This window comes from Lacipirellula limnantheis, assembly GCF_007746075.1.
Classification (GTDB): Bacteria; Planctomycetota; Planctomycetia; order Pirellulales; family Lacipirellulaceae; genus Lacipirellula; species Lacipirellula limnantheis.
Genome location: NZ_CP036339.1, coordinates 5,032,659 through 5,054,033 on the forward strand (window position 1 = coordinate 5,032,659; position 21,375 = coordinate 5,054,033).

18 protein-coding genes are annotated in these 21,375 nt (G+C 64.0%); 12 read left to right on the plus strand and 6 right to left on the minus strand.

Going from position 1 to position 21,375, the window contains the following annotated elements; translation table 11 throughout:
- The first annotated feature begins 86 nt into the window (after positions 1–86).
- Positions 87–1,181, plus strand: a complete 1,095-nt coding sequence (holA, locus tag I41_RS19590; protein ID WP_145434619.1) for a DNA polymerase III subunit delta — start codon at positions 87–89, stop codon at positions 1,179–1,181.
- Positions 1,182–1,252: 71 nt separating this feature from the next.
- Positions 1,253–2,938: a hypothetical protein gene (locus I41_RS19595; RefSeq protein ID WP_145434620.1), complete on the plus strand. Its 1,686-nt coding sequence runs from the start codon at positions 1,253–1,255 to the stop codon at positions 2,936–2,938.
- A gap of 89 nt (positions 2,939–3,027) precedes the next feature.
- On the opposite strand, the gene I41_RS19600 is transcribed toward I41_RS19595, so the two are convergent.
- From I41_RS19600 to I41_RS19615, 3 genes are all read right to left on the minus strand, one after another.
- Positions 3,028–3,702, minus strand: a complete 675-nt coding sequence (locus tag I41_RS19600; RefSeq protein WP_168207037.1) for a hypothetical protein — start codon at positions 3,700–3,702, stop codon at positions 3,028–3,030.
- Positions 3,703–3,981: 279 nt separating this feature from the next.
- Positions 3,982–5,781 (minus strand): cation:proton antiporter, encoded by a 1,800-nt coding sequence (locus I41_RS19610; RefSeq protein ID WP_145434622.1) that lies wholly within the window; start codon positions 5,779–5,781, stop codon positions 3,982–3,984.
- Positions 5,782–5,890: 109 nt separating this feature from the next.
- Positions 5,891–6,478 carry a hypothetical protein gene (locus I41_RS19615; protein ID WP_145434623.1) on the minus strand — a complete coding sequence of 196 codons (588 nt, stop codon included), beginning with the start codon at positions 6,476–6,478 and terminating at the stop codon, positions 5,891–5,893.
- Between the two features lies 1 nt (position 6,479).
- Here I41_RS19615 and I41_RS19620 point away from each other — a divergent pair, with 1 nt between their 5' ends.
- Both I41_RS19620 and I41_RS19625 read left to right on the plus strand, forming a co-directional pair.
- Positions 6,480–6,707: a hypothetical protein gene (locus I41_RS19620; protein WP_145434624.1), complete on the plus strand. Its 228-nt coding sequence runs from the start codon at positions 6,480–6,482 to the stop codon at positions 6,705–6,707.
- Between the two features lie 26 nt (positions 6,708–6,733).
- Positions 6,734–7,327, plus strand: coding sequence for a tetratricopeptide repeat protein (locus I41_RS19625; protein ID WP_145434625.1), 594 nt, complete (start codon positions 6,734–6,736; stop codon positions 7,325–7,327).
- 20 nt (positions 7,328–7,347) lie between these two features.
- Here the strand turns inward: I41_RS19625 and I41_RS19630 are convergent, their stop codons facing one another.
- Positions 7,348–8,985 carry a cation:proton antiporter domain-containing protein gene (locus I41_RS19630; RefSeq protein WP_145434626.1) on the minus strand — a complete coding sequence of 546 codons (1,638 nt, stop codon included), beginning with the start codon at positions 8,983–8,985 and terminating at the stop codon, positions 7,348–7,350.
- Positions 8,986–9,186: 201 nt separating this feature from the next.
- Between I41_RS19630 and I41_RS19635 the strand changes: the two genes are divergently transcribed.
- The 4 genes from I41_RS19635 to I41_RS19650 all read left to right on the plus strand — a co-directional run bounded on the left by I41_RS19635 (position 9,187) and on the right by I41_RS19650 (position 14,043).
- Positions 9,187–10,584, plus strand: a complete 1,398-nt coding sequence (locus I41_RS19635) for a Gfo/Idh/MocA family protein (protein ID WP_145434627.1) — start codon at positions 9,187–9,189, stop codon at positions 10,582–10,584.
- A 438-nt stretch (positions 10,585–11,022) separates the two neighbouring features.
- Positions 11,023–12,036, plus strand: a complete 1,014-nt coding sequence (locus I41_RS19640; RefSeq protein ID WP_145434628.1) for an SMP-30/gluconolactonase/LRE family protein — start codon at positions 11,023–11,025, stop codon at positions 12,034–12,036.
- A gap of 53 nt (positions 12,037–12,089) precedes the next feature.
- Positions 12,090–12,998, plus strand: a complete 909-nt coding sequence (locus I41_RS19645) for a hypothetical protein (RefSeq protein ID WP_145434629.1) — start codon at positions 12,090–12,092, stop codon at positions 12,996–12,998.
- The gene (locus I41_RS19650) at positions 12,991–14,043 is read left to right on the plus strand and encodes a DUF1559 domain-containing protein (RefSeq protein ID WP_145434630.1); all 1,053 of its coding nucleotides are present in this window, start codon (positions 12,991–12,993) and stop codon (positions 14,041–14,043) included. Before I41_RS19645 ends, I41_RS19650 begins: the two co-directional genes overlap by 8 nt.
- A gap of 94 nt (positions 14,044–14,137) precedes the next feature.
- On the opposite strand, the gene I41_RS19655 is transcribed toward I41_RS19650, so the two are convergent.
- Together I41_RS19655 and I41_RS19660 are read right to left on the minus strand one after the other, a co-directional pair.
- A complete protein-coding gene (locus I41_RS19655; protein WP_145434631.1) occupies positions 14,138–14,812 on the minus strand; it encodes a hypothetical protein in 675 nt (224 codons plus the stop codon).
- 312 nt (positions 14,813–15,124) lie between these two features.
- Positions 15,125–16,276: an aminotransferase class V-fold PLP-dependent enzyme gene (locus I41_RS19660; RefSeq protein WP_145434632.1), complete on the minus strand. Its 1,152-nt coding sequence runs from the start codon at positions 16,274–16,276 to the stop codon at positions 15,125–15,127.
- 90 nt (positions 16,277–16,366) lie between these two features.
- Between I41_RS19660 and I41_RS19665 the strand changes: the two genes are divergently transcribed.
- The 4 genes from I41_RS19665 (at position 16,367) to I41_RS19680 (ending at position 20,926) form a co-directional block, all read left to right on the plus strand.
- Positions 16,367–17,629: a protein-L-isoaspartate(D-aspartate) O-methyltransferase gene (locus I41_RS19665; RefSeq protein WP_145434633.1), complete on the plus strand. Its 1,263-nt coding sequence runs from the start codon at positions 16,367–16,369 to the stop codon at positions 17,627–17,629.
- A gap of 262 nt (positions 17,630–17,891) precedes the next feature.
- Positions 17,892–18,926, plus strand: a complete 1,035-nt coding sequence (locus I41_RS19670; protein WP_168207038.1) for a TIGR03000 domain-containing protein — start codon at positions 17,892–17,894, stop codon at positions 18,924–18,926.
- Positions 18,927–19,163: 237 nt separating this feature from the next.
- Positions 19,164–19,958 carry a hypothetical protein gene (locus tag I41_RS19675; protein ID WP_145434635.1) on the plus strand — a complete coding sequence of 265 codons (795 nt, stop codon included), beginning with the start codon at positions 19,164–19,166 and terminating at the stop codon, positions 19,956–19,958.
- Positions 19,955–20,926, plus strand: coding sequence for an HTTM domain-containing protein (locus I41_RS19680; protein ID WP_145434636.1), 972 nt, complete (start codon positions 19,955–19,957; stop codon positions 20,924–20,926). Before I41_RS19675 ends, I41_RS19680 begins: the two co-directional genes overlap by 4 nt.
- Positions 20,927–21,375: the final 449 nt, after the last annotated feature.

Here is a 21,375-nt window from a genome sequence, read left to right on the forward strand (position 1 = left end):
CGGCACATTAATGGGGCCCCCCGTCATCGCACGCAAAAGCAAAATTAACCAGCAACTAGCAACTCGCAACTCGCATCCAGCGCCTAATGCCCAAGAAACCCGCCACCGCCGCTGTTTCCGGATTCGACGTGCTGATCGACGCCAAGTCGATTCAGCCCGCCGCCGTGACCGTCATCGTCGGCGACGACGGCTTCCTGCAGCACGAAGTCCGCCGCGCACTGATCGCCAAACTCTGCGGCGACGACCCCGACGCCGCGGCCGAGCATCTCGATGGCGAGCGGATCGAGTATCGCGACCTCCACGACGCCCTCTCGGAGCTCTCCCTCTTCGGCAGCGGCCAGCGGGTGATCGTCCTCGAAGACGCCGACGACCTCGTGAAGGACAACCGCGATCGCCTGGAGGACTACGTCGCCAAGCCGCGCGGCGACGCGATCCTCCTCCTCGAAGTCACCACCTGGCCCAGCAACACGCGGCTCGCCAAGGCGGTCGCCGAGTCAGGCCTGACGATCAAGTGCGCGACGCCGGCGCAAGGCAAGGAACTGACCGAGTTCACGCGGCAGCTGAAGGAGTGGCTCACGGTCGTCGCCCGGCGCGAATTCAACTGCGAGTTGCTCAAGCCGGCCGCCGATCTGCTCGTTGATCTCATCCCGCCCGAGCCCGGCATCCTCTACCAGGAGGTCGCCCGCCTCTCGCTCCTCGCCGAGCCGAGCCGCCGGATCGACGGGAGCCTCGTCCAGCAAAACGTCGGCGGTTGGCGGACGCGCAAGACGTGGGACATGATCGACGCCGCCGCCGATGGCCGCGCCGCCGACGCGTTGCAGCAACTCGACCGCCTGCTCGCTGCCGGCGACGAACCGTTCGCGCTGCTGCCGCAGATGGCCTCGACGCTCCGCAAGTTCGCCCTCGCGGTGCGGTTATTCGACCAGGCGGAACGCCGCCGGCAGGCGATGTCGATCCGCGTCGCGCTCGAACGGGCCGGCATGCCGCCGTTCAAGCTGAATGACGCCGAGCGACAGTTGAAGCAGATCGGCCGCCCCCGCGCCCGGCAGCTCTACCGTTGGCTGCTAGCGGCCGACTTGGAGCTGAAGGGCTACAACTCCACCAAGGACCGTGCCCGCCGAGTGATCGAAACGCTGATCATCCGCCTCTCCCAGCACGCCGCCCTTCCCGCCCAGCGCTAGCACGATCGCTGAACTTGCTCGCCCGCCGGCTCGCCGCTACCATCCGCGCCTGCGCGGCGGAGGAAACCGCGATGCTGGTTGCTGAATGCTCGGTACTGGATGAGTCTCCTCTCGCCAGCATCAAGCAACTCGCATCCAGCATCTGTCCGCAGGCCGTAACACCCGAACTCTCATTCAGCACAGTCGCGATGAGCCATTCGCCAGCCACACGATCGCACTTCGCCGCACTGCTCCTGGCAGTGCTCGCGCTCGGCTGCGCGTCGCCATTGACCACGGCCCTCAATTCCGCCGCCACGAAGGAGCCGACCCCCACTCCCGCCGAAACGCAAGCCGCCGAAGCCCTCAAAGCGCAGGCCCTTCACAAAGCGACCGTTGGCGAAGCAATCCCTGAAGACAAAGCCTTCGCCGAAGTCCTCGATCAACTCCAAGAAATTCGCGCCATCGACCCCGAGGCCGAACGCGAACTGATCGCCGAACTCAAGCAGGTGAAGCCCGAGAACTACGCGATGGTCGTCGACGCGTTCCGGACCGCGCTCGCCTACCGACAACAGATGGCCGAGCGCGATCGCGCGGTGTTCGCCGGCGAGACTCCCGAAAACGAGTTCGACGTCGCGACGCAGCAGCTGCGCACCAAGTCGCCGCCCACGACCAAGGTGCAGCAAGCCTCGGCGACCGTTGACGTCCCCCCCACGGAACCGCCCACGCCCGCCGCCGCCAACTGGCCGGCCGCTCAGCCGACCTCGCCTAACTTGCCGGCCGCCGTTCCCCCGCTCTCCCCTGCCGCGAGTCGCGTCGTCCCCGCCGCGCCGTTGGTCGCCACTCCGCCGCCGCCGCAGGCGCCCCAGGCCCGCGCCGTCGAGCCAGCGGCCCAAGGTCCGACCCCGACGCCGCGCCCCTTGCCGCGACGAGTCGATCCACCCGCGACCGAGCCCGCCGACGCAGCGGCCATTGCCTCCGACGCCCAACAGCCGCCCGCCCCTGTCGCGGCGCCGCTGCCCGTCGCCGGCGACTGGCACGCGCAGCTCGCGGCGGCCATCGACGAACTGGAGCACTCTGTCTCGCCCCAGCCGACGACCGTCGCCGAACTACACGACCACATGCGGCTCCGCACGCTGCAGCTGCTCGCCGGCAACGAGACCGACGCCTACCGCCCAATTCCCGGCGCCTCGCCCGCGCAGCAAGACTTCTGGTCGAAACAGCTCTTTGCGATCAACGCCTACCTGAATGCAACGACGCAGCTCGACGAGAAGCAGCGCGCCGTCGCCGCGCTTGCCCCGCTCGACGAGGCCCGCGCCCGGCTCTCGGAACTGGCCTCGTTGCGGATTCGCAACCTCTCGTTCGTCGAGTCGGTCGACGGCTTCGGCACCTACGAGCCGAGCAAAGGATCGTCCTTCGCGCCCGGCCAGAAGGTCATGCTCTATGCCGAGGTCGAGAATTTTGCGAGCAGCGCCTCCGAAGAGGGCTTTGCCACTTCACTCGGCACGAGCTTCAAAGTCCTCGACGAGTCGAACCGACTGGTCGACGGCAAGCAGTTCCCCGACGTCCACGACAGCTGTCGCAATCGCCGCCGCGACTTCCACATGCAGTACGAGCTGGCCCTGCCCGAGCGGATCTATCCCGGTCCGTACAAGATTGAACTGACGATCACCGATCACAACTCGGGCAAAATCGGGCAAACGACGATCCCCTTCGAGATCACCGGCGAATCAACGCCCAAGCCGTTAACCGCCGCGGCTCCGGCGCCGCCAAAAAAATAGCCCGACCATCCTGGTCGGGCTGTGTTCGACGCTCCCTCGTTTCATGAAGGCGCTGCGCGGATATGTGCGCTGTGGCGCGCTGTTGCCGCTTAGTGAAAGTGAAAGTGGACGCCGCCATACCCGTACCCGCCGTAGCCGCCGTACCCACCAAAGGGCTGCGTCAGCATGTCGGTGGCCGCGGCGTCTTGATCGGCGGTCTTCTGCATTGACCTTTCTTGCGCGAACTGCTGCTGTTGCTTGATCGAGCCTTCCTCGGTCTGCGCCGCTTCGGTCTCGTCCTTATTGATGTCGGCGTACGACTGCTTCATTTGCTTGTGGAGCGCCATCGCCTGACCGACGTCGGCTTGCCGCGCGTTGTTGAACATCTGCTGTTGCTGCTGGATCATTTCCTCTTCGTGCTGGAACTTCAGCAGCCAGAGCTTCATCTGTTTCGGCGAGAGGTTGGCGAGTTCCGCCTCGTACTCCTTCGCCTCGGCCGGCGTAATCTTCGCCGAGTGGGCGCAGTAGTCTTTCACCCAGGCGCGGGCCCGGAGCATCTGGGGGCTGTCCCAGACCTTTTCGCGCTCGGCGTCCATCGCCGCGTTGGCGCCCGGATGGTAGGGAGCCGGCGTCGCCGCCGGAGCAGCCGCCGTCGACGTGGGCGGCTTCGTTGCGGCGGGCTTCGCCGGCGCGGTCGCCGGTGCGGCCGATTGACTGAATGCGAAATTCGCGAAGCTTGCTCCCACGACCGCCAGCATGATTGCGGCGACACCCAAACGCTTCATGGCACGACTCCTCAACCGAAAGATGTCCAACAACGCGGCCGGGCGAGGCGCGTCTACCGCGCCGCTCGCAGCCGAAAAGATCACGGGCGATCTCGGCAAGTGTAGCTCGGCCGCGAGCGCTCGCCGGGAATCCGCTTGTACCGATTATACCGACAACCGCGAGTCGCTCACGCAACGATGGGACGACGATCCGCCCGAGCGTTGCCAAAAGCGGTACACGATTGATCGCAAGTCCGCTTCATTTCCTCCGCTTACCGCGTTCAACTTTCCGCTTTTTTCTCACTCTTCCCGATGGACGCCCAGCTCGCGTTGGATTCGAGTCAGTTCGGAGGTGACGCGTTCCGGATCGGCGCCGACTTCGCTCAACAGGAGCCTTGCCAGTCCCACCGCGGTCTCGGCCTCTTCGATGCAGATCTGCGTGGCGCCCACCTCCTCGAGCCACGCCCGCTCCTTCAGATAGCGTGCTCGCGCGAAGACCTTGAGACGACTGTTGATCTCCTTCGCCGTGATGATCACCAGCGTCCGCACGAGCACGTCGGGGACCGTCACCAGCAAGTACTTCGCGTCCTTGATGCCGGCCGCCTCGAGGATGTCGTGCCGCGTCGAATCGCCGTAGACGCCGAGCTCGCCGTTGCTTGCAAGTTCGCGAATCGTGTCGATGTTCAAGTCGACGACGACCGTCTCCACGCCGAAGCCGCGCAAAATTCGCGCCGCCGTCTGCCCGACCGGCCCGTAGCCGACAATCACGGCCCTGGTCGTCGAGTCGTCGGCCCCGTCGCTCTTCGCCACGCGGGCGGACATCGATTCGTTCAAACGGATCCCGCCCGCTTCAGCACGCGAGCCGATGGCTTTCCACAGGGCCGGCTTCGACCGCAACCAGCGTTCCATCGGCTCGATCAAGCGAAACATCAGCGGATTGAGCGTGATCGAGATAATGGCCGTCGCCACGAGCAGACTGCGTCCTTCCTCGCTCATCAGCTGGTGCTCGATTGCCTCGGTCGCGAGCAGAAACGAGAACTCGCCGACTTGGGCCAGCGCGATCCCGACGGTGAGCGCGTTTCGAAAGGAGTACCGGAGCCCCCACACAATTGCGATCGCCGTGAGGGGTTTGGCAATTAGCACGATGGCCAGCAACACGGCCAGATAGAGAGGCTGCTCGACCAACACGTGAGGGTCGAACAACATGCCGACCGACACGAAGAAGACCACCGCGAACGCGTCCCGCATCGGCAAGGCGTCGGCCGCCGCCTGGTGGCTCACTTCCGTCTGCCCCACGACCATCCCGGCGAGGAACGCCCCCAGAGCCACCGACACGCCGAGATAGAGCGCCCCGGTCGCGATCGCCAGCGCGATCGCCAGGACGCACAGCGTGAACAGCTCGCGCGATCGCGTCCGCGCCACGAGGTTCAGCAGCGGGGGAATCAACCGATTGCCGGCGCCCAGCACGAGCGCGGCCAGCAGCCCAATGCGTGCGACGGCCATTCCCAGCGACATGGCAATGCCGCCTCCCGGCACGGCCGCGGGCGCCCCCGCCTCTCCGGCGCCTCCGCCGTCGGCGACCAGAATATCAGCGGCCGCCGGCAACACGACCAGCACGAGCACGGTGAAGATGTCTTCGACGATCAACCAACCAACGGCGATATGGCCCTGCGTCGTATGCAGCACATCGTTGTCGGTCAGTACTCGCACCAGCACGACGGTGCTCGCCACGGAGATCGCAATGCCAAGCACCACTCCCTCCGCCGTCGGCCAACCCAGCGCTACCGCCGCCACGGTTCCCAGCGCCGTCGCCGCCGCAATCTGTCCCACCGCGCCGGGAATGGCGATGTTCTTGACGGCGAGCAGATCCCGCAGGTCGAAGTGGAGCCCCACGCCGAACATCAACAGCACGACGCCGATCTCGGCGAATTGCAAGGCGGTCTCCTGATCGCCGACAAAGCCAGGCGTATACGGCCCCAGGACGATCCCGGCGATCAGATACCCCACGATCGGCGACAAACGGAGCTTTTCGGTGATCAACCCAAAGAAGAGGGCGGCTAAGAGACTGACCGAAAGGTTGATCAACAGTTCGTCGTGCATCGATCCTGCGGAGGGGAAAGAAGTCGCGGCGGGCGGCAGGACCGGTGATTGTAGCAGAAATGGGCGGCTGTTCTTCACCGCAAAATGCCGCACCTTGGCACACCACCAATTACCCCAGTCGTCTATTGCCCGTCTGCGCGATCTTCGTATTCTCCATAGTCCAACTCGGGCTCGCGCGCCCAGTCATCGTCATCCTTCTCATCCCCAAACAGAATGTTTCCAATCTTGGGGTCGGTGCAATAGATTCCGAGCTGCTGCAGTTCGCCCAGCGCTGCCAATACTTCAGGCCAGTGCTCGCCAAAATCGCGATAACCATCCCCATGAAACCGCGCCATGATCCGTTGATCATCCCAGTAAGGCGGCGGCCGGTGGAGATAACCTTTCCGAAGTCGAGCAATCGCGGCGGCTTCATCATGCCCATTTCGATTGCCAAAAACGAATCGTCATATTCGACAAGCCTGGGAACATGGAGACTGCCAACCTTCTCGACAGCGGCGGCTTTCAGAATTAGATAGCAATTCCGTTCATCTTCGTAGTTCTCGGGGCGATAGAATAATTTGAGCGCTGATCCGCGTGACGTAGGCCAAACCGTCCCGTCTTGGCCTTCGCCGAACGGCGCTTGGAAGTCAACGACGATTCCTTTAGAATCCGCATAGGCGGCTCCGTTTCTTCGCAACTGTTCCTTGTCGAGTTTCATGATGCCGAACCCAACTGGCCATTCATCGAAAGTAACGCTCGACCTGCTCGTCAATGGCGCTAAGATTGGCCTGAGCCAAGTTTGTCCCGACGAGCTTTTTTTAGAAGCTGCCTGCGAACCTATCCCGCCAACGGACGGTCAAGTCCTTATCGGGATCGACGGCGTCATCAAGATTATGGACGTTTTCCTTCCGCATGGCATTACGGGACGGAGAGTTTCCTATTACTAAGCTTGGAGGAGTGATCTCTGCGTCATATGACGAGCTCACCTATATCCCAAGCCGCCCGTTCCCGCCGCCTCAGCCGCGGCCCCAACGTCGCCCTCACCATTCTTTACGGGCGGCGCTATCTGTGTGAGTTCCCGGATGATGTCGTCGCCTGGATTCATGTCGGAAAGGCGTTGGGCAAAGTAGCACGCTTTGAAGAGGCCGAGCAGGCGCTCACTAAAGCGATCGAGTTCTGTCTGCCTGAGCATCGCCAGTATCCACTCAGCGAGATCGGCAATCTGTATAAGGAATCGGGCGAGTCCGATCAAGCTGCCGAGTGGTATCGGCGGGCCATCGCCGCAGCTCCAAACGACGCGGGCTTTTACTTGCTTCTCGGCGGCAATTTCGCCAGACAGAGCCGTTTTGCTGAGGCGGAAGAAGTCTACCGTGCTGCGATCGCCTGCACCGATGGCTGCATCGACGAGGCCTACCTCAATCTCGGCTTCGTCCTCCGTGCCCTCGAACGATTCGCTGAAGCCGCCGACTGTTTCCGCGAGGCCTTGCGGCTCGACCCCGATTACCGCGCCGCCCGTTGCGCTTTGTTCGACGTTGAACGCTGCCTTCGTTTTGAACGCCGAATTTAAACCACTTCTGCTGATATCACTTAAACGCCCCCCACCACGCGCCGCACCCGATCTAAAATCGCCCGCGCCGCTTCCGCTTCTTCGCTCACCACCTCGGCCGCGCCCGCCTTTCGCGCGGCCGCCATATTCAGCACGTACCGGCAACGGGCCACGACGGCACACTTGCCATTTGCCGCCCGAATCGCCGCCGTCACGTGAGTCGTGATGTCGTCATTCGGCAAGCAGACGATCGCCAGTCGCATCGACGCGATGCCAGCCTGCTCGAGCGTCGACCGTTCGCGGGCGTCACCGACGGTGGTGTCGAAACCCTGCTGAGCGAACGGATGGAGGTTTACCGGGCTGAGGTCCATCATGCCGACGCGCCAGCCGCTCGTTTCCAGATACGCGGCGACGTCCCGGCCAATCGGGCCGGCGCCGACGATGAGGACGCGGCTCCCCTCCCCTTCGATCTCGGGAAGCGACAGCCGCGGGCGCCGATGTTGTTCGTCGCTCCTCAGGAATCGCACGCCGAACTTCAGCAGCAGCGGCGTCGCGATGAGCGTGCCAAGCGCAATGAACAGGGTCCGGTTGTAGTCCTGCTCTGAAATCACCTCGCCGCGCAAGCCGGCGAGCAGCAGCAGGAACGAGAACTCGCCGAGTTGAGCCAGGCCCAACCCCATTCCCGCGGCGCTCTGCCAACTCAACCCCGTGAGTCGCAGCGCCATCGCCCCGGCCAACGCCTTCACGGCGATCATGCCGAGGAGCCCAAGCGTCATCAGCACCGGCTCTTCGAGGAACACCGCCGGCCGCAAGATGGCGCCAAGGGTCACAAAGAAGACCGCGGCGAAGGTTTCGCGGAATGGCAGAAGGATCGAGTCGATCTGCGTGCTCAGGCGCGAACCGCTGAACGCCACTCCGGCAGCGAGCGCGCCGATCGCCGGCGGCAGATCGAGTTGCACCGCCGTCAGGCACGCCCCGCCGAGCATCACCACGGCAAACAGGCAGACCAGTTCGGGGCTCCGCAGTTCGGCAATGAGTTGAATCGCCCAACGGTGCAGCAGCCGCTTCACCACGAGAAACGAAATCAGAAACAGCGCCGACTTGCCCGCGAGGGCAGCGAACGCGGCGGCGGCGGGAGGTTCGCCCTGTCCGCTGAGCAGCGGCGTCAACAGAATCAGCGGGACGAGGGCAACGTCTTGAAACAGCAGAATGCCAACCGCCCGCCGTCCGGACCGCGACTCGAGTTGTCCTAATTCCGCCAGGCCGCGAAAAACCAGTACCGTCGAGCTCAACGCGGCAGCCGCTCCCACGAGCATCGACGCTTGCCAACTCATGCCGAATCCATGGGCGATAAGCGCGACCGGCGCCGCCGAGAGCGCCATCTGCGTCACGCCCCCCGCGACGATGTTTCGCCCCAGGCCTAGGAGCTCCTCCAACGAGAACTCGATGCCGATCGAAAAGAGGAGCAACAGCGCGCCGACCATCGCGACCCCTTCCAAGGCCTCTGACTCGTCGCCGACCAGTCCCAGACCGCCGCCCCCGCCGATGAGCGCTCCGGCCAGGAGGTAGCCGACCATCAGCGAGGCGTTCAGCCGGCGGCAAATGACGCCTGCCGCTAGCCCGGTCGCCAGGATGATCAGCAGCGTCGCCGCCAGCGGAGTAAAAGCGTGATGATCCAAACCCGAGTCCTTCCGACCGCCCCGAAAAACCTGTGCAGCTGCTCGACCCGCCGAGCCCCGCAAGTTTAGGCCGCCGCCGGAGTTCGTGAAACCCAAGCGACTAGGTCGCAGAACTTGCAGCGGCCGCCATTGGCGTCACAATAAGGGGACGCCTTGCGATTGCTTTTCTAACTACTCGGATCTCTGGACCCAGCCACTCCTATGAGCCAGCACAAGCGTGTCTCGTCGCGTCAGGTTTCTTCTCGACGCTCGTTTTTGAAGCAGACCGTGGGTTCCGCGGGCATTGCCGCGGCCGGCGGCGGGCTGGTCCCGTACTTCCTCACGGCGTCGCGAGCGGCGGCCGCCACGGCATCGGGCGACCGGCCCCTGATTGGCTGCATCGGCCTCGGCGGACAGGGGAGCTGGAACATGGAGCTCGCGATGAAGCACGCCGACGTCGTCGCTGTCTGCGACGTCGACTCCAATCGCTTGGCCGAGGCCCGGCAGAATGCGGGCGGCAAGGCCGACATGTACGACGACTACCGCAAGTTGCTCGATCGCAAAGATATTCAAGCGGTCAGCATCGCCACGCCCGACCACTGGCATACCAAGATCGCCATCGACGCAATGAAGGCGGGCAAGGACGTGTACTGCGAGAAGCCGCTGACGCTCACGATCGACGAAGGCAAGAAGATTTGCCAGGTGGTGAAAGAGACGGGCGCCGTGTTCCAAGTCGGCACCCAACAGCGGAGCGATATGGATCAGCGGTTCTTGCAGGCCGTGGCGATCATCCAGAGCGGTCGATTGGGGAAAGTCCACAAGGTATCGTGCGCCATCGGCAATGCTGAAAGCTCGCCGTCGATCCCAATCGTCGCCCCGCCGAAGGAACTCAACTGGGAGCGCTGGCTCGGCCAAGCGCCGCTGGTCGAGTATCGTTGGCAGGGGGGCAAGGATGCTGAAGGCGCCGAAATTCCCTACAAGAGTCGCGGTCACTATGAGTTCCGTTGGTGGTACGAGTACTCCGGCGGCAAGATGACCGATTGGGGCGCGCACCACGTCGATTGTGCCTGCTGGGCGCTGGGCCTCGACAAGACCGGGCCGAACGCCGTTCGCGTCGATTTCTGCGAGCATCCGGTCCCGTTTGAGAAAGGCTACCCGACGCTGGACGATCGCTACAACACAGCCACGTCTTTCCACGTGGTGAATACGTTCGACGACGAAGGCGTCGAGCTGACGATTCGCCACGACACCGACAACGGCATCCTATTCGAGGGCGACAAGGGTCGGCTATTCGTCAGTCGGGGCAAGCTCGCCGGCAAGCCGGTGGAAGAGCTAACCGACAACCCGCTTCCGGCCGATGCGATGCGCAAAGCGTACAAGGGTTCGGAGCCGGTCAGCCATATGCAAAACTTCTTCGACTGCGTGAAGAATCGGAAGGAGCCGATCTCCGACGTCTTCTCGCATCATCGTTCGCTCACCAATTGCCACCTGGCGAACATTGCGCTGCGGCTCAATCGGAATCTGAAGTGGGACCCCGTGAAGGAAGCGATGATCGGCGACGACGAGGCCCAATCGTTCGTGGCGAGGGAGCAGCGGAAGGGCTACGAGATCACGGTGTAGTACGACTGGTTCGCGCGGCGACCGGGGAGTTGCCTAAATTGCAACACTTTTGCGACACGGCGCCGTAATTTGCGACTGAAACTGATGCGGGGCGGTCCGACGATGTCGTGCCGCCCCGCAGATTCAGCGGCGATTTGTCTCGCCGCGCCCTGCCGGGTATACTCGGTCCGGTCGCCTATCGAAGTTTGCATTGAGTGCACGCGTTTCGCGGCGACCAACCAGCGATCTCGCCGGCGGCATTCTGGTGAGGCGACCGCGTCGCTGGTTGAACCACCCTCCCCTGCCCTCGCCGTCCCGCGTCGTATCACTTGGCGACTTCCTGAGTCGCGCACGTTTATCGACTCCCGCCTTCTAGGCGATTCGCTTAGGGAACAGCCCCGAGCAACGTCGCGCCCCTTTGATTGACACCCTTGAAAACTTCCTGAGGTTGCTACTGCAATGACCGCTCGAAACTTGACCCGAGGATTGCATTTTCTCGCCGCCGCTGCGCTGCTCGTTTCCGTGCGTCCGGCGCCGGCCAGCGCCGCCCAGGTGCTCATCGCCGATCGCCTCAGCAATGCCGTCTATCGCTATAGCGGCAACGGCGTCCTTCTTGGCACGGTGGTAGCGGACAACGTTAATCTCAATCAACCGTCCGGCATTGCCCTCTCTCCCGACTCGACGAAGCTGTACGTCGCCAGTTCGGGCAACAGCCAGGTGGTGCAATACGACTACAGCGTCGCCACCGGCACGGCGACGAATCCCACGGTCTTCGGCAACGCGGCCGAGGGTCTGGCCTTCCCGAGTTCAATCTTGCCCAGCGGGGACGGCAGCAAGGTTTACGTCTCAAACCTCGGCGGGACGGGCGTCGCCCAGTTCAACGCTGACGGCACGCTGGCGGGAGCTCCCATCAATGGCCTCGTCGGCGGCGGCGCGTTCTTCCAGTTCTCAGGGCTCGCGTTCGCTCCGACCGGCGAACTGCTCGTCGGCGGCTTCCAGAACTTCCCCGCGGCCGATGCCGGGACAGTCGCCAAATCGAACGCGGCGATCACCGCCCTCGGCGATTTCCTCACGCCTTCGGCGTCGCTCAATGGTGCGACGGGGCTGTTAGTCGATGGGGACGACCTGTACGTTGCGGCGGGATTTGCGGGCACGGTCCAACGGTTCGACGTCAACACTGGCGCGGTTGATCCCAGCTTCGGCTTGTCAGGGCTCGCGTTTCCTCAGACGTTGCTCGCCAATTCGAATGGCTCCGGTTTCCTGGTGAGCGTCCTGGGGTTCTCCAATGGCACTGGCACAATCTCGAAGTACGGCTTTGACGGGACCTCCGCCGGGATCTTCGCCAGCCCTGGCGGCGGCGGCTTCCAAGAAGCGACCGCCTTGGTGGCAGTCGTTCCCGAACCTGCTACCATCGGCATGTTGACCTGCGCCGCCGTGGCGCTAGGGTTCACCGTGCGGCGCCGGCGGGCCTGAGCGAACGACGGGCGCGCGGCGCGGAAAACATGGTCTGCCGAGGGAATCGCTGCGTGTCGAGGTGGAATGCCATTGTCGCCCGGTTGCTATTGCGCTGCGCATCATGCGCGGCATGGGCGTCGACGTTCGGCAGCTCGCATGCAGCGGTCAACGTCTACTTTGGCGGACCCGCAAACTCCAAGCTCGACCTGAGCCTTCCCAACGTCGCCAGGAATTCGTTCCTGGCCACGTTGAGTTCTTTCGGCATCGAGAACCTGGAGACTCTCGCCGGCCAACAGAATCCCACGCTCGCTTTCGGCGGCGGTGTGACGGCGACCACGGGGTTCTCCAATGGCGTCAATACTCAGTTCGCTTACTCAGTGAGCGGAACGAATTTTCTTTGGGATACGGAAGGGGCGAACGACTGGCTGCAATTCTCGCAGCCGGTGACAGGCTTCGGCAGCTACATCGTCCAAGGAGGCGACGGCTCGTCCGCTCCGCCTTCGTCGACCCCGTCGAACCAGCTGACGCTTCGGCTGGAGAATACGATGCTGGCGACAAGCAAAGACGTCGTTATCGGCAATCTTGGTCCCGATTGGCCGTTTTACAACGTGATATTCGTCGGAGTGACCGATTCCCAACCGTTCGACCGAGTCACCCTTATCGAGTCTTACGACGTCGACGGTCTTTTGTGGGACGATCTCGTCGCCGGCATGGTCTCGCCGTCGACTACCGGCGACTTCGACGGCAATGGCGTCGTCGATGGCGAGGATCTCGCCGTCTGGCAGACAAACTTTGGGGCCAGCGGCAACGCCCCCTTCACGCTCGGCGACGGCGACGGCGACGGCGCGACGACGGGCGCCGACTTCTTGGTTTGGCAGCGCGATCTCCCCGAGCCGCTGACGCAGGCGGTTCCCGAGCCGGGCGCCATTTTGCTCTCGGGCGCGACGGTCGTTTTCCTCAGGAGACGGCTCCGTGCGTAAGCCCGCAGGATTCACGCTGGTCGAACTGCTGGTGGTGATCGCGATCATCGGCGCCTTGATAGCCCTATTGCTGCCCGCCGTGCAAAACGCCCGCGAAAGCGCCCGGCGGGCCCAGTGCCTGAACAACCTCAAGCAAATCGGGATCGGCCTGCAGAACCATCACGCCGCTCGGAACCAGCTTCCCTCGGCAGCCATGTCAAAGTCGTACCCGAAGGATGAACGCCATCCTCATAGCTTCTATCGTTGGTCGGCGCTCGCACAACTCCTACCGTATATGGAGCAACAGTCGCTCCACAACCTGCTCGACCTTTCGCTGCCGCTCTACATGCCGGGCGCGGGCTACCCAGTTTCGGCGCCGAACAAAGCAGGGATCGCGCAACTGCTGCCAGCCTTCCTTTGCCCCAGCGACCTCGGCATTTCGGTCAAAGACCTGATGGGCCCGACCAATTACGCCGTCTGCGGCGGGTCGGGCGCCGGCGGCGGCACGCCCTTCGATACCGACGGCGTTTTTTACGTGAACTCGGCTACCACCTTCGGCGACATTACCGACGGCTCATCGAACACGATCGGCCTTTCAGAAAGCCTTATCGGCAAGGATAACGTTCGGGACGCGAGCGGCGCCTTCGCCGCTGCCACGCCTGAACGGGGTTACAAATTCATCCTCGGCTTCGGCGGCGCGCCCGACCTGACTGACTTCAAGTGCAACGGCTCGATGAGCTTTAACTCGACAGCCGGTAACGGCAACGATCCCCGCGGCTTCGCATGGTGCAGCGGCGAGTATCGCAGCGCAGCGTACAACCATTACTATCCGCCGAACGCCCGCCAATTCGATTGCATTACCTCAGTCACGGTCGATCCCACGCCGCCGCCGGCGCAAGCGATGCTCTACGCGGCCTACGGCTGGCGTGCGGCCCGCAGCAGCCACCCGGGCGGCGTGAACGGCACGCTCATGGATGGGTCGGCCCGATTTTTTGGCGACGCGATCGACGCGGTTGCGTGGCAGGCCCTGTCGACCCGCGGCAGCGCCGAGACCGCACCCGAATAACGTCGCCGCCGCGCAACAAGAAAGCGGCCCTCGACCGTAGTCGAGGACCGCTGTGGGGGGCTTCGGTAGCGAGTCACTCGCGCCAACTCTCGCGTTACTTCATTGCCAGTTGCCGTTCCTGCCACTGCGAAGGCAGCTCGGTCGCCGGCAGCGTCGCTAATTGCTGGAGTTGCTTCAACGTCTTGACCGCATCAACGCGGCTGGCGAAGTCGAGTTGACGGTCCGCGGCGACGCGATTCTTTAGGACGCCGATTTCCGTCGCCAGGGCGGCGCGATAGACGTCGCTGCTGGGATCCTCGGGCGACCAATTCCGCAAGAGCGAACTGACCGTCGCCAGAGATCCCGCGTATTTAGTTTGCCGTAACGCGACAGGCCAAAGCCCGGCGCCGCGTTGCACCGACTGGTAGAGCCGGACGGCTTCGGCCATCTCCGCGGTCGCTTCGGCCTGCTGCCGCTCGCGGTTCGCTTGGGCCTTGCGGTCGCGGAGCTCACTCTCCATCCGCTGCACATCGTAGCGGTAAGCCGAGCGTTTGTATTGAATCTGGTCCTGAGCAGCGACGACTCGCGTCCACGTTTCGGCAGCGTCGGCTTCGTCCTTTAGAAAGGAACCTTGAGCACGCACCAGTTCCGAGGCGCCCGCGAGTTGATCCCCCAGAACCGTGCTGCGGTGATCGTAGGCGATCACCTGGGCGGAGGCAGTGGATTGCCAGGCAACGGCGGCGATGGCGAGCGTGGCGACGATGGCGATATGGCTGGTGAATCGTGACATGGCTTGGTTCCTACTCTTTCTTGTGCGTTCGGCGGCAGGCGTCGCCGGTTGTGAGCGAAAGCCACATTAAGCAAGCTCGGCGCCAAACGCTCCGCGACGAGCCTCAGCCAATGTCCAGCAGAGGCAATCGTTGACGTAATCCCTGCATTTTTAGGGATTTAGGGACAATCCTCGCCGACCGCTAACGCATCGATTCGTTTGCCGGCCGCCGTCCGACTCGTCAACTTGACGACGCGCTGGACCGATATTGAGATTCCTCCGCTTAAAATGAGACTCCAGCTGCCCCGCGGCGGAGGGCCTTTGACGCAGGGCCTACTCGGTAAACGTTGCGAGCGAGCTCATCAGCCGGTCAATGTCTTCGCCGGTGTTGTAGGCGTGAGCGCTCACCCGAATCCGGCCCGCCCGGCAGGCAAGCGCAACCCCCTGCTCAAGGCAGTGGCGGCGGACGGCCAGCAGATCGGCCCCGGGGAATTCGAACGAAACGATGCCGCTGCGCTGTTCGCCGTCGCGCGGGGAGACGACCCGGAAGCCGCCTTCGCGTAGCTTTGAGCAGATGGAATCGGTGGCGTCGAGGATGGCAGCCGCGACGTTCTCGACTCCAAGCGACTGCAGCAGGTCGATGCTCGCGCCGAGGCCAAACATGCCGGGGACGTTCAGCGACCCCCCTTCGTAGCGCGCGGCGTCCTGCTTGAGCTTCAGCTCGATATGGGTGTAGTCGTAAGCATGGACGACGCTGTGGGCGCCGACGGCCGTCGCGCGCAGCAGCGGCAGGCGGTCGCGGCGGATATAGGCGATGCCGGCGCCTTCGGGCCCGAGCAGCCACTTGTGGCCGTCGGCCGCGAGGAAGTCGATCGGCGTGCGGCTCACGTCGAGCGGAAAAACGCCAAGCCCCTGGATTGCGTCGACGAATAGTAGCGCGCCTTTCCGCTGGGCAATCTCCGCGATAGCGTCCAAATTGCGACGGCAACCGTTCGAAAATGCCACCCAACTGACGGTGATCAACCGCGTACGATCGTCGCTGCGATCCGCGAGCTGGTCGTAGTCCACAACGCCGTCCGCCGTTGGCACGCGGCGCGTTTCCACGCCGCGATCGGCCAGGTGCATCCAGGGGTACAGGTTCGACGGGTATTCGTCGCCGAGCGTCACCAGATTGTCGCCCGAGCGCCAGTCGAGGCCTTCGGCGACGAGATTAATGCCGGCGGTCGTGTTCGGAACGAGCGCGATTTCGTCTGTCGCGGCGCCGATCAGGTTCGCGGCCGACTGCCGCATCGACTTCAGCTGCCGGCCCCATTCGGGCCACATCGTATCTCCCTCGCTGACCGACTCGTCGACCCACCGCTGCATGGCCGCAGCCGCGGGTCCAGAGACAGGGGCCACGGCGGCATGATCGAAGTAGGCCCACCGTCGGGCCACGGGCATCGCGTCGCGAAGTCGCTGCCGCGTCTCTGCAATGTTGCCGTCCACGGCGAATCTCCTCGTTACTGGTCCATGCTAGAATTGACGCTCTATCGTATCCGCTGTCGATTCCGCTTGTGAGACTGTGCGAGGCCTGAAATGTGCAGCCGTCTGCCTGCCGCGACGTTGTTGGCCATCGCCCTGTTGATCGCCGGGACGCGCACCGCTCGCCCCGGATGGGGACAGCCCGCGCCGCCGACGGCGGCCGAGTACGCCGCGCAGCGAACGCAGATGGTCGCCCGCGAAATCGAAGCGGCCGGCGTGAAGGATCCGCGCGTCCTCGACGCGATGCGCAAGACGCCGCGACATGAATTCATGCCCGCCGCGTACCAGCCGTACGCTTACGTCGACGCGGCGCTGCCGATCGGCGAGCGGCAGACGATCTCGCCGCCGTTCGTCGTGGCGTACATGACCGAGCAACTCAACCCGCAACCAACCGATCGAGTCCTGGAGATCGGCACCGGCAGCGGCTATCAGGCGGCCGTGCTGAGCCCGCTGGTGAAAGACGTCTACACGATCGAGATTGTCGAGCCGCTCGGCCGTCGCGCTGCACGGACGCTCAAGCGACTCGGCTACCAGAACGTCCATGCGAAAGTCGGCGACGGCTACAAAGGTTGGCCCGACGCGGCGCCGTTCGACAAGATCATCGTCACCTGCTCGCCCGAGAGCGTGCCGCAACCGCTGGTCGATCAACTCCGCAATGGGGGCGAGATGATCATCCCCGTCGGTGAGCGCTATCAGCAGAATCTGGTGCGGATGACCAAACGCGCTGGCAAGCTCACCAGCGAACCGCTGCAGGCAACGCTGTTCGTGCCGATGACCGGCGCCGCCGAAGACGCGCGCCAGGTGCAACCCGATCCGCTGCATCCGACGACTCGCAACGGCAGCTTCGAGGAGGTGGTCGGCCAGGGGACGGATCCGCTCGGTTGGCACTATCTGCGCCAGGCGACGACCGTGCAAGGCAATGCCGGCGCGCCAGCCCCCCATGGGTCGCGCTGGCTGCGGTTTACCAACGCCGACCCCGGGGTCGCCAGCCAGGCCCTGCAAGGGATGGCCATCGATGGTCGCAAGGTAAGTCAACTCAAGATCTCGTGTCAGGTACGTGCGGAGAAGGTCGTCGCCGGACCCGGCGAAGGGCAACTGCCCGCCGTCGTCGTCAGTTTTTACGACGAACGCCGAGCGGTGATCGAAACCGTATCTCTTGGTCCATGGAGCGGCACGTTCGGTTGGAAGGAAGCTTCCGGTCAGTTCCGCGTGCCGCTGGCGACGCGCGAGGCGATCATTCGCATCGGGCTTGGCGGCGCCACGGGCCGCCTCGATTTCGATGATCTCCAGTTGCACGCACTTGCCGCGACCCAATGACCGTCGCCCGTGCAGGCGGCGCCGATTTTAACGGCCAGCGCCTTGCAGCTCGCGCCTAGCACATCAGTGCTAGGGTTCCCCGAGATTACTTAGTCGTCAAAACCGGCTAATTCTTCGTAAGTTCCTTGAATTACGCCCCCTCGCTGCTATGTTGTCGATGTGTCGGTCGTGCGGCCTTCCGCTTCGATTCGCCGCCCGGCCACGGCAGGGATCGTGCCTCATTCAAATGATCCAATTTCAGGTCCTCAGGGGGAAAGAACAGATGAGACTCGGCAACACTAGACTGGTCGCGCTCGCGGTCGTCGCGGCAGGGTTTGTCGCTGTTGCTGCCGGTGACGCGTCCGCACGGTCGCGTGGCAGCTGGGGTTCGTACGGCAGCTACGGCTCGGCCGGCAGCTATTCCGGCGGTAGCTATGGCGGCAGCTATGCCAGCTACGGCTACGCTTCGAGCGGCAGCTCGGGCAGCTACGTCAGTTACAGCAGCAGCGGTTCGTCGGGCAGCTATGGCCGCCCGGGCTTGTTCTCTCGCTGGCACGCCCGCAAGGCCGCCCGCGCCTCCTACGGCAGCTACGGTAGCTACGGCTCCTCGGGTAGCAGCGCCTCGTACGGTAGCTACAGCTACTACGGTTCGTCGGGCAGCAGCGCCAGCAGCGGCTCGTACGGCAGCACCATCTACGAGTCGTACCCCGCCGATGCGACCACTCCGGCCGTCCCGACGGAAGCCGCCCCTGCGGAAGCCACTCCCGGCACCCCGCCGGCAGCCCCGAGCGCCTCGGCCACGGAAGCGACGATCTTCGTTAGCCTCCCGGTCGATGCGAAGGTCTTTGTCAACGATCTGGCGACCACCAGCACCGGAGCCGAGCGTCACTTCGTGTCGCGCGGCCTGAAGCCGGGTCGCAGCTACTCCTACAAGTTGCGGGTCCAGTTCGACCGCGACGGCAAGCCGGTGACCGAAGACAAGGTCGTCCGTCTGACCGCTGGCGAGAACATCCAGCTGGCTTTCGGCGGCGCCGCGGCGGCTGACAAGACGGCCGAGACCGAGCTGAAGCTCAACGTCCCGGCCGGCGCCAAGGTGACCTTGGCCGGCGCTCCGACCGAGCAAACCGGCGAGGTCCGCAGCTACACGACCAATAGCCTCGCTCCCGGCCAGAAGTGGGACGGATACACCGTCCGCGTCGAGCTGGAGCAAGACGGCAAGACGTTGGTCGAAGAGAAGACCCTCGACATCGAGGGTGGCAAAACCTACGAGCTCGCCTTCGAGCTCGCTGGGGATGGCCTGAAGGTGGCGGCCAACTAAGTTCGCCATTTTTCGCTCTTGACGCAGTTTTGCCCCCGCATCGGCGTTGACCGGTGCGGGGGTTTTTCGTTTGCTACACGCATACGGAACTGGAACCTGATCTAGCCCCGGGCTCCGCCCGGGGGTCGTTCGCCGCGACGAGTTGGTTCGTCGACTGCAGCGCCACCCCCGGGCGGAGCCCGGGGCTACACATACGGTTAGGAACGTCCTCAACGGGACGCCGCACCTGTGGCTTTCATGAGCAAGCAACGCCCTGAACCTCCGCCCCAGCCCGCCGGCGGCGAGAAGAAGCCCGCCGCGCCCCCGGCGCCCGATGCGAAGGCGAAACCCGCCAAGGCGCCGAAGCCAAAGGTCCCCTCCCCTTGGCCGTGGGGACCGTTCGCCCGGGTGCTGGTGAGTCTGCTGGTCGCGTTTCACCTGTTCGTCGTGTTCATCTCGCCGTGGGAAATCCAGTTGCGCCCCTCGGTCGTACCCATGGCCGAGCCAGGAGGCCCGCCGCTAGACGCGCAGGGTCGTCCGATTCCGCCGCAGCAGTTCGATCCGAGCAAATACCCGGCGCAACTGCCAGTGCTGCCGATGGCGCTGACCAAGTACCTGCATCACTACGCGAATCTGCTCTACATCAACAACGGTTACGACTTTTTCTCGCCCGATCCTGGCGTGAGCCATCAAATCAGGTACGAGGTCTTCAATAGCGCGGGCGAAAAAATCGCCGACGGACAATTCCCGAGTCGGCGCGAACAGTGGCCGCGACTGTTCTATCACCGGCACATGATGCTGGTGGAACAGTCGCGCGACCCGATGGCCGCCGGCCAAGGCTGGGAGTCGGCCATCGCCGAGCGGCTTCTTGAAAAGCACGACGGCGACCGCGTGCGGCTGGTGATGATTCGCCACCACCTCCTCACGCCGCAGCAAGTGAAGGATGGCGGGCGGATCGACGGGCCGGCGACGTACGAGGAAATCGGCGTGATGGATCATCAGCGCACGCGCCCCCGCGCTGCGGAGCAGCTGCCGACGGGAGGAACGCCATGACCACGCTTGTTGCTTCGACGCGCAACTACTTCGCCGAGCTTTGGCGGGCCTGGAACAACTTCTGGTTCACGCCCACCGACCCGGCGACGCTCGCGCTGATCCGCCTGCTCGCCGGCGGCATGATGCTCTATACCCATTTCATTTGGTCTTTCGATTTGGCGGGGTTCATTGGCCGCGACGGGTATACGCCCGTCGAGTTCCTGAAGCAGATGCCGGGGCGCGAATGGTCGGTCTGGTCGATTTTCGACTGGATTGGTCCGAACTGGCTGCTCTGGACGGTTCATATTCTGGCGCTCGGCGTGTTCCTCTGTCTGTTCCTCGGGCTGTTTTCGCGCATCGCCGCCGTGCTGGCGTATCTGCTGGCCGTGTCGTACGTGCAGCGTGTCACCCCAGGAGCCTATTTTGGGCTCGATAAAACGAACTGCATGCTGGCTATGTATCTGATGCTGGGCCCGTGCGGGGCGCGCTACTCGCTCGACCGGCTGTGGCGGCTGCGCCGCGGCGACGCCAGCGAGCCGGCGCCGAGCACCGCCGCCAACGTGGCCATCAGGCTCATGCAGCTTCATTTGTGCGTCGTCTATTTCTTCTCGGCGCTCGCGAAACTTGAAGGGAACACCTGGCGACTGGGCACGGCGCTCTGGTGGGCGGCCGGCAACTACGAGTACCAATCGTTGCCGCTCACATGGCTGGCGGACTGGCCGATCCTGGTGGCGCTGTTCACTCATCTCACCGTGTTCTGGGAATTGAGTTATCCGTTTTTGGTGTGGAATCGCTTTAGCCGTCAGTTGGTCATCTGGACGGCGGTCGCGATTCACGGCGGCATCGCCTTGTTCATGGGGATGATCACGTTCGGGCTGGCGATGATTTTCGCGAACCTGTCGTTCCTCAAACCGGAGACGGTGCGGCGGTGGGTCGATCCCGTGGCGAGTCGGGTTTCGTTGGCGCTGGTAGGTAAGAAGGTTGGGTAGGGAAAGTCTGCCGTGGGGCGCCGGGGCCGGGGTCGCCCCGGCTCGCTGGCTTGGGTGAGTCAAGCTGCCCGGAGGATGCTTGGCGTCGGACCCGGCGAGACGGCCAAGGCGGCCATTTTCATTTCGTGGCTGACTCAGGGCAAAATGGACGATACTCCGGGTGCGCGCCTCGCCACGCGCGCCACATAGCGCGTGTCGCGAGGGGTATCCGCAGCCGCGTTCGATCCAAGCCGCGTTGAGCCGCGACGCGCCCTTGGCCACGTTGGCCATCTTCACAGCGGCTCGCGAAGGCAGATTAGGCGACGGCGGTCGCCCGCTTCTAGTTTTGCCTCATCGCTAAGAAACCTCGATCCAGCGCGTGGGGGGCCGCTGCGCGGCAACGCGATGCAGTCCGATTATTCGTCATAGCACTTCCGAGAACCTCGCCGAATGCGAAGTTAGCGGCTAAG

Coding starts and splice junctions, on each gene's coding strand:
- I41_RS19610 (WP_145434622.1), bottom strand. CDS start 5,781: ATGCACGACGAACTGTTGATCAACCTTTCGGTCAGTCTCTTAGCCGCC.
- I41_RS19675 (WP_145434635.1), top strand. CDS start 19,164: ATGAGCAAGCAACGCCCTGAACCTCCGCCCCAGCCCGCCGGCGGCGAG.
- I41_RS19680 (WP_145434636.1), top strand. CDS start 19,955: ATGACCACGCTTGTTGCTTCGACGCGCAACTACTTCGCCGAGCTTTGG.
- I41_RS19670 (WP_168207038.1), top strand. CDS start 17,892: ATGAGACTCGGCAACACTAGACTGGTCGCGCTCGCGGTCGTCGCGGCA.
- I41_RS19635 (WP_145434627.1), top strand. CDS start 9,187: ATGAGCCAGCACAAGCGTGTCTCGTCGCGTCAGGTTTCTTCTCGACGC.
- I41_RS19665 (WP_145434633.1), top strand. CDS start 16,367: ATGTGCAGCCGTCTGCCTGCCGCGACGTTGTTGGCCATCGCCCTGTTG.
- I41_RS19595 (WP_145434620.1), top strand. CDS start 1,253: ATGCTGGTTGCTGAATGCTCGGTACTGGATGAGTCTCCTCTCGCCAGC.
- I41_RS19625 (WP_145434625.1), top strand. CDS start 6,734: ATGACGAGCTCACCTATATCCCAAGCCGCCCGTTCCCGCCGCCTCAGC.
- I41_RS19640 (WP_145434628.1), top strand. CDS start 11,023: ATGACCGCTCGAAACTTGACCCGAGGATTGCATTTTCTCGCCGCCGCT.
- I41_RS19655 (WP_145434631.1), bottom strand. CDS start 14,812: ATGTCACGATTCACCAGCCATATCGCCATCGTCGCCACGCTCGCCATC.
- holA (WP_145434619.1), top strand. CDS start 87: ATGCCCAAGAAACCCGCCACCGCCGCTGTTTCCGGATTCGACGTGCTG.
- I41_RS19600 (WP_168207037.1), bottom strand. CDS start 3,702: ATGAAGCGTTTGGGTGTCGCCGCAATCATGCTGGCGGTCGTGGGAGCA.
- I41_RS19615 (WP_145434623.1), bottom strand. CDS start 6,478: ATGAAACTCGACAAGGAACAGTTGCGAAGAAACGGAGCCGCCTATGCG.
- I41_RS19620 (WP_145434624.1), top strand. CDS start 6,480: ATGCCGAACCCAACTGGCCATTCATCGAAAGTAACGCTCGACCTGCTC.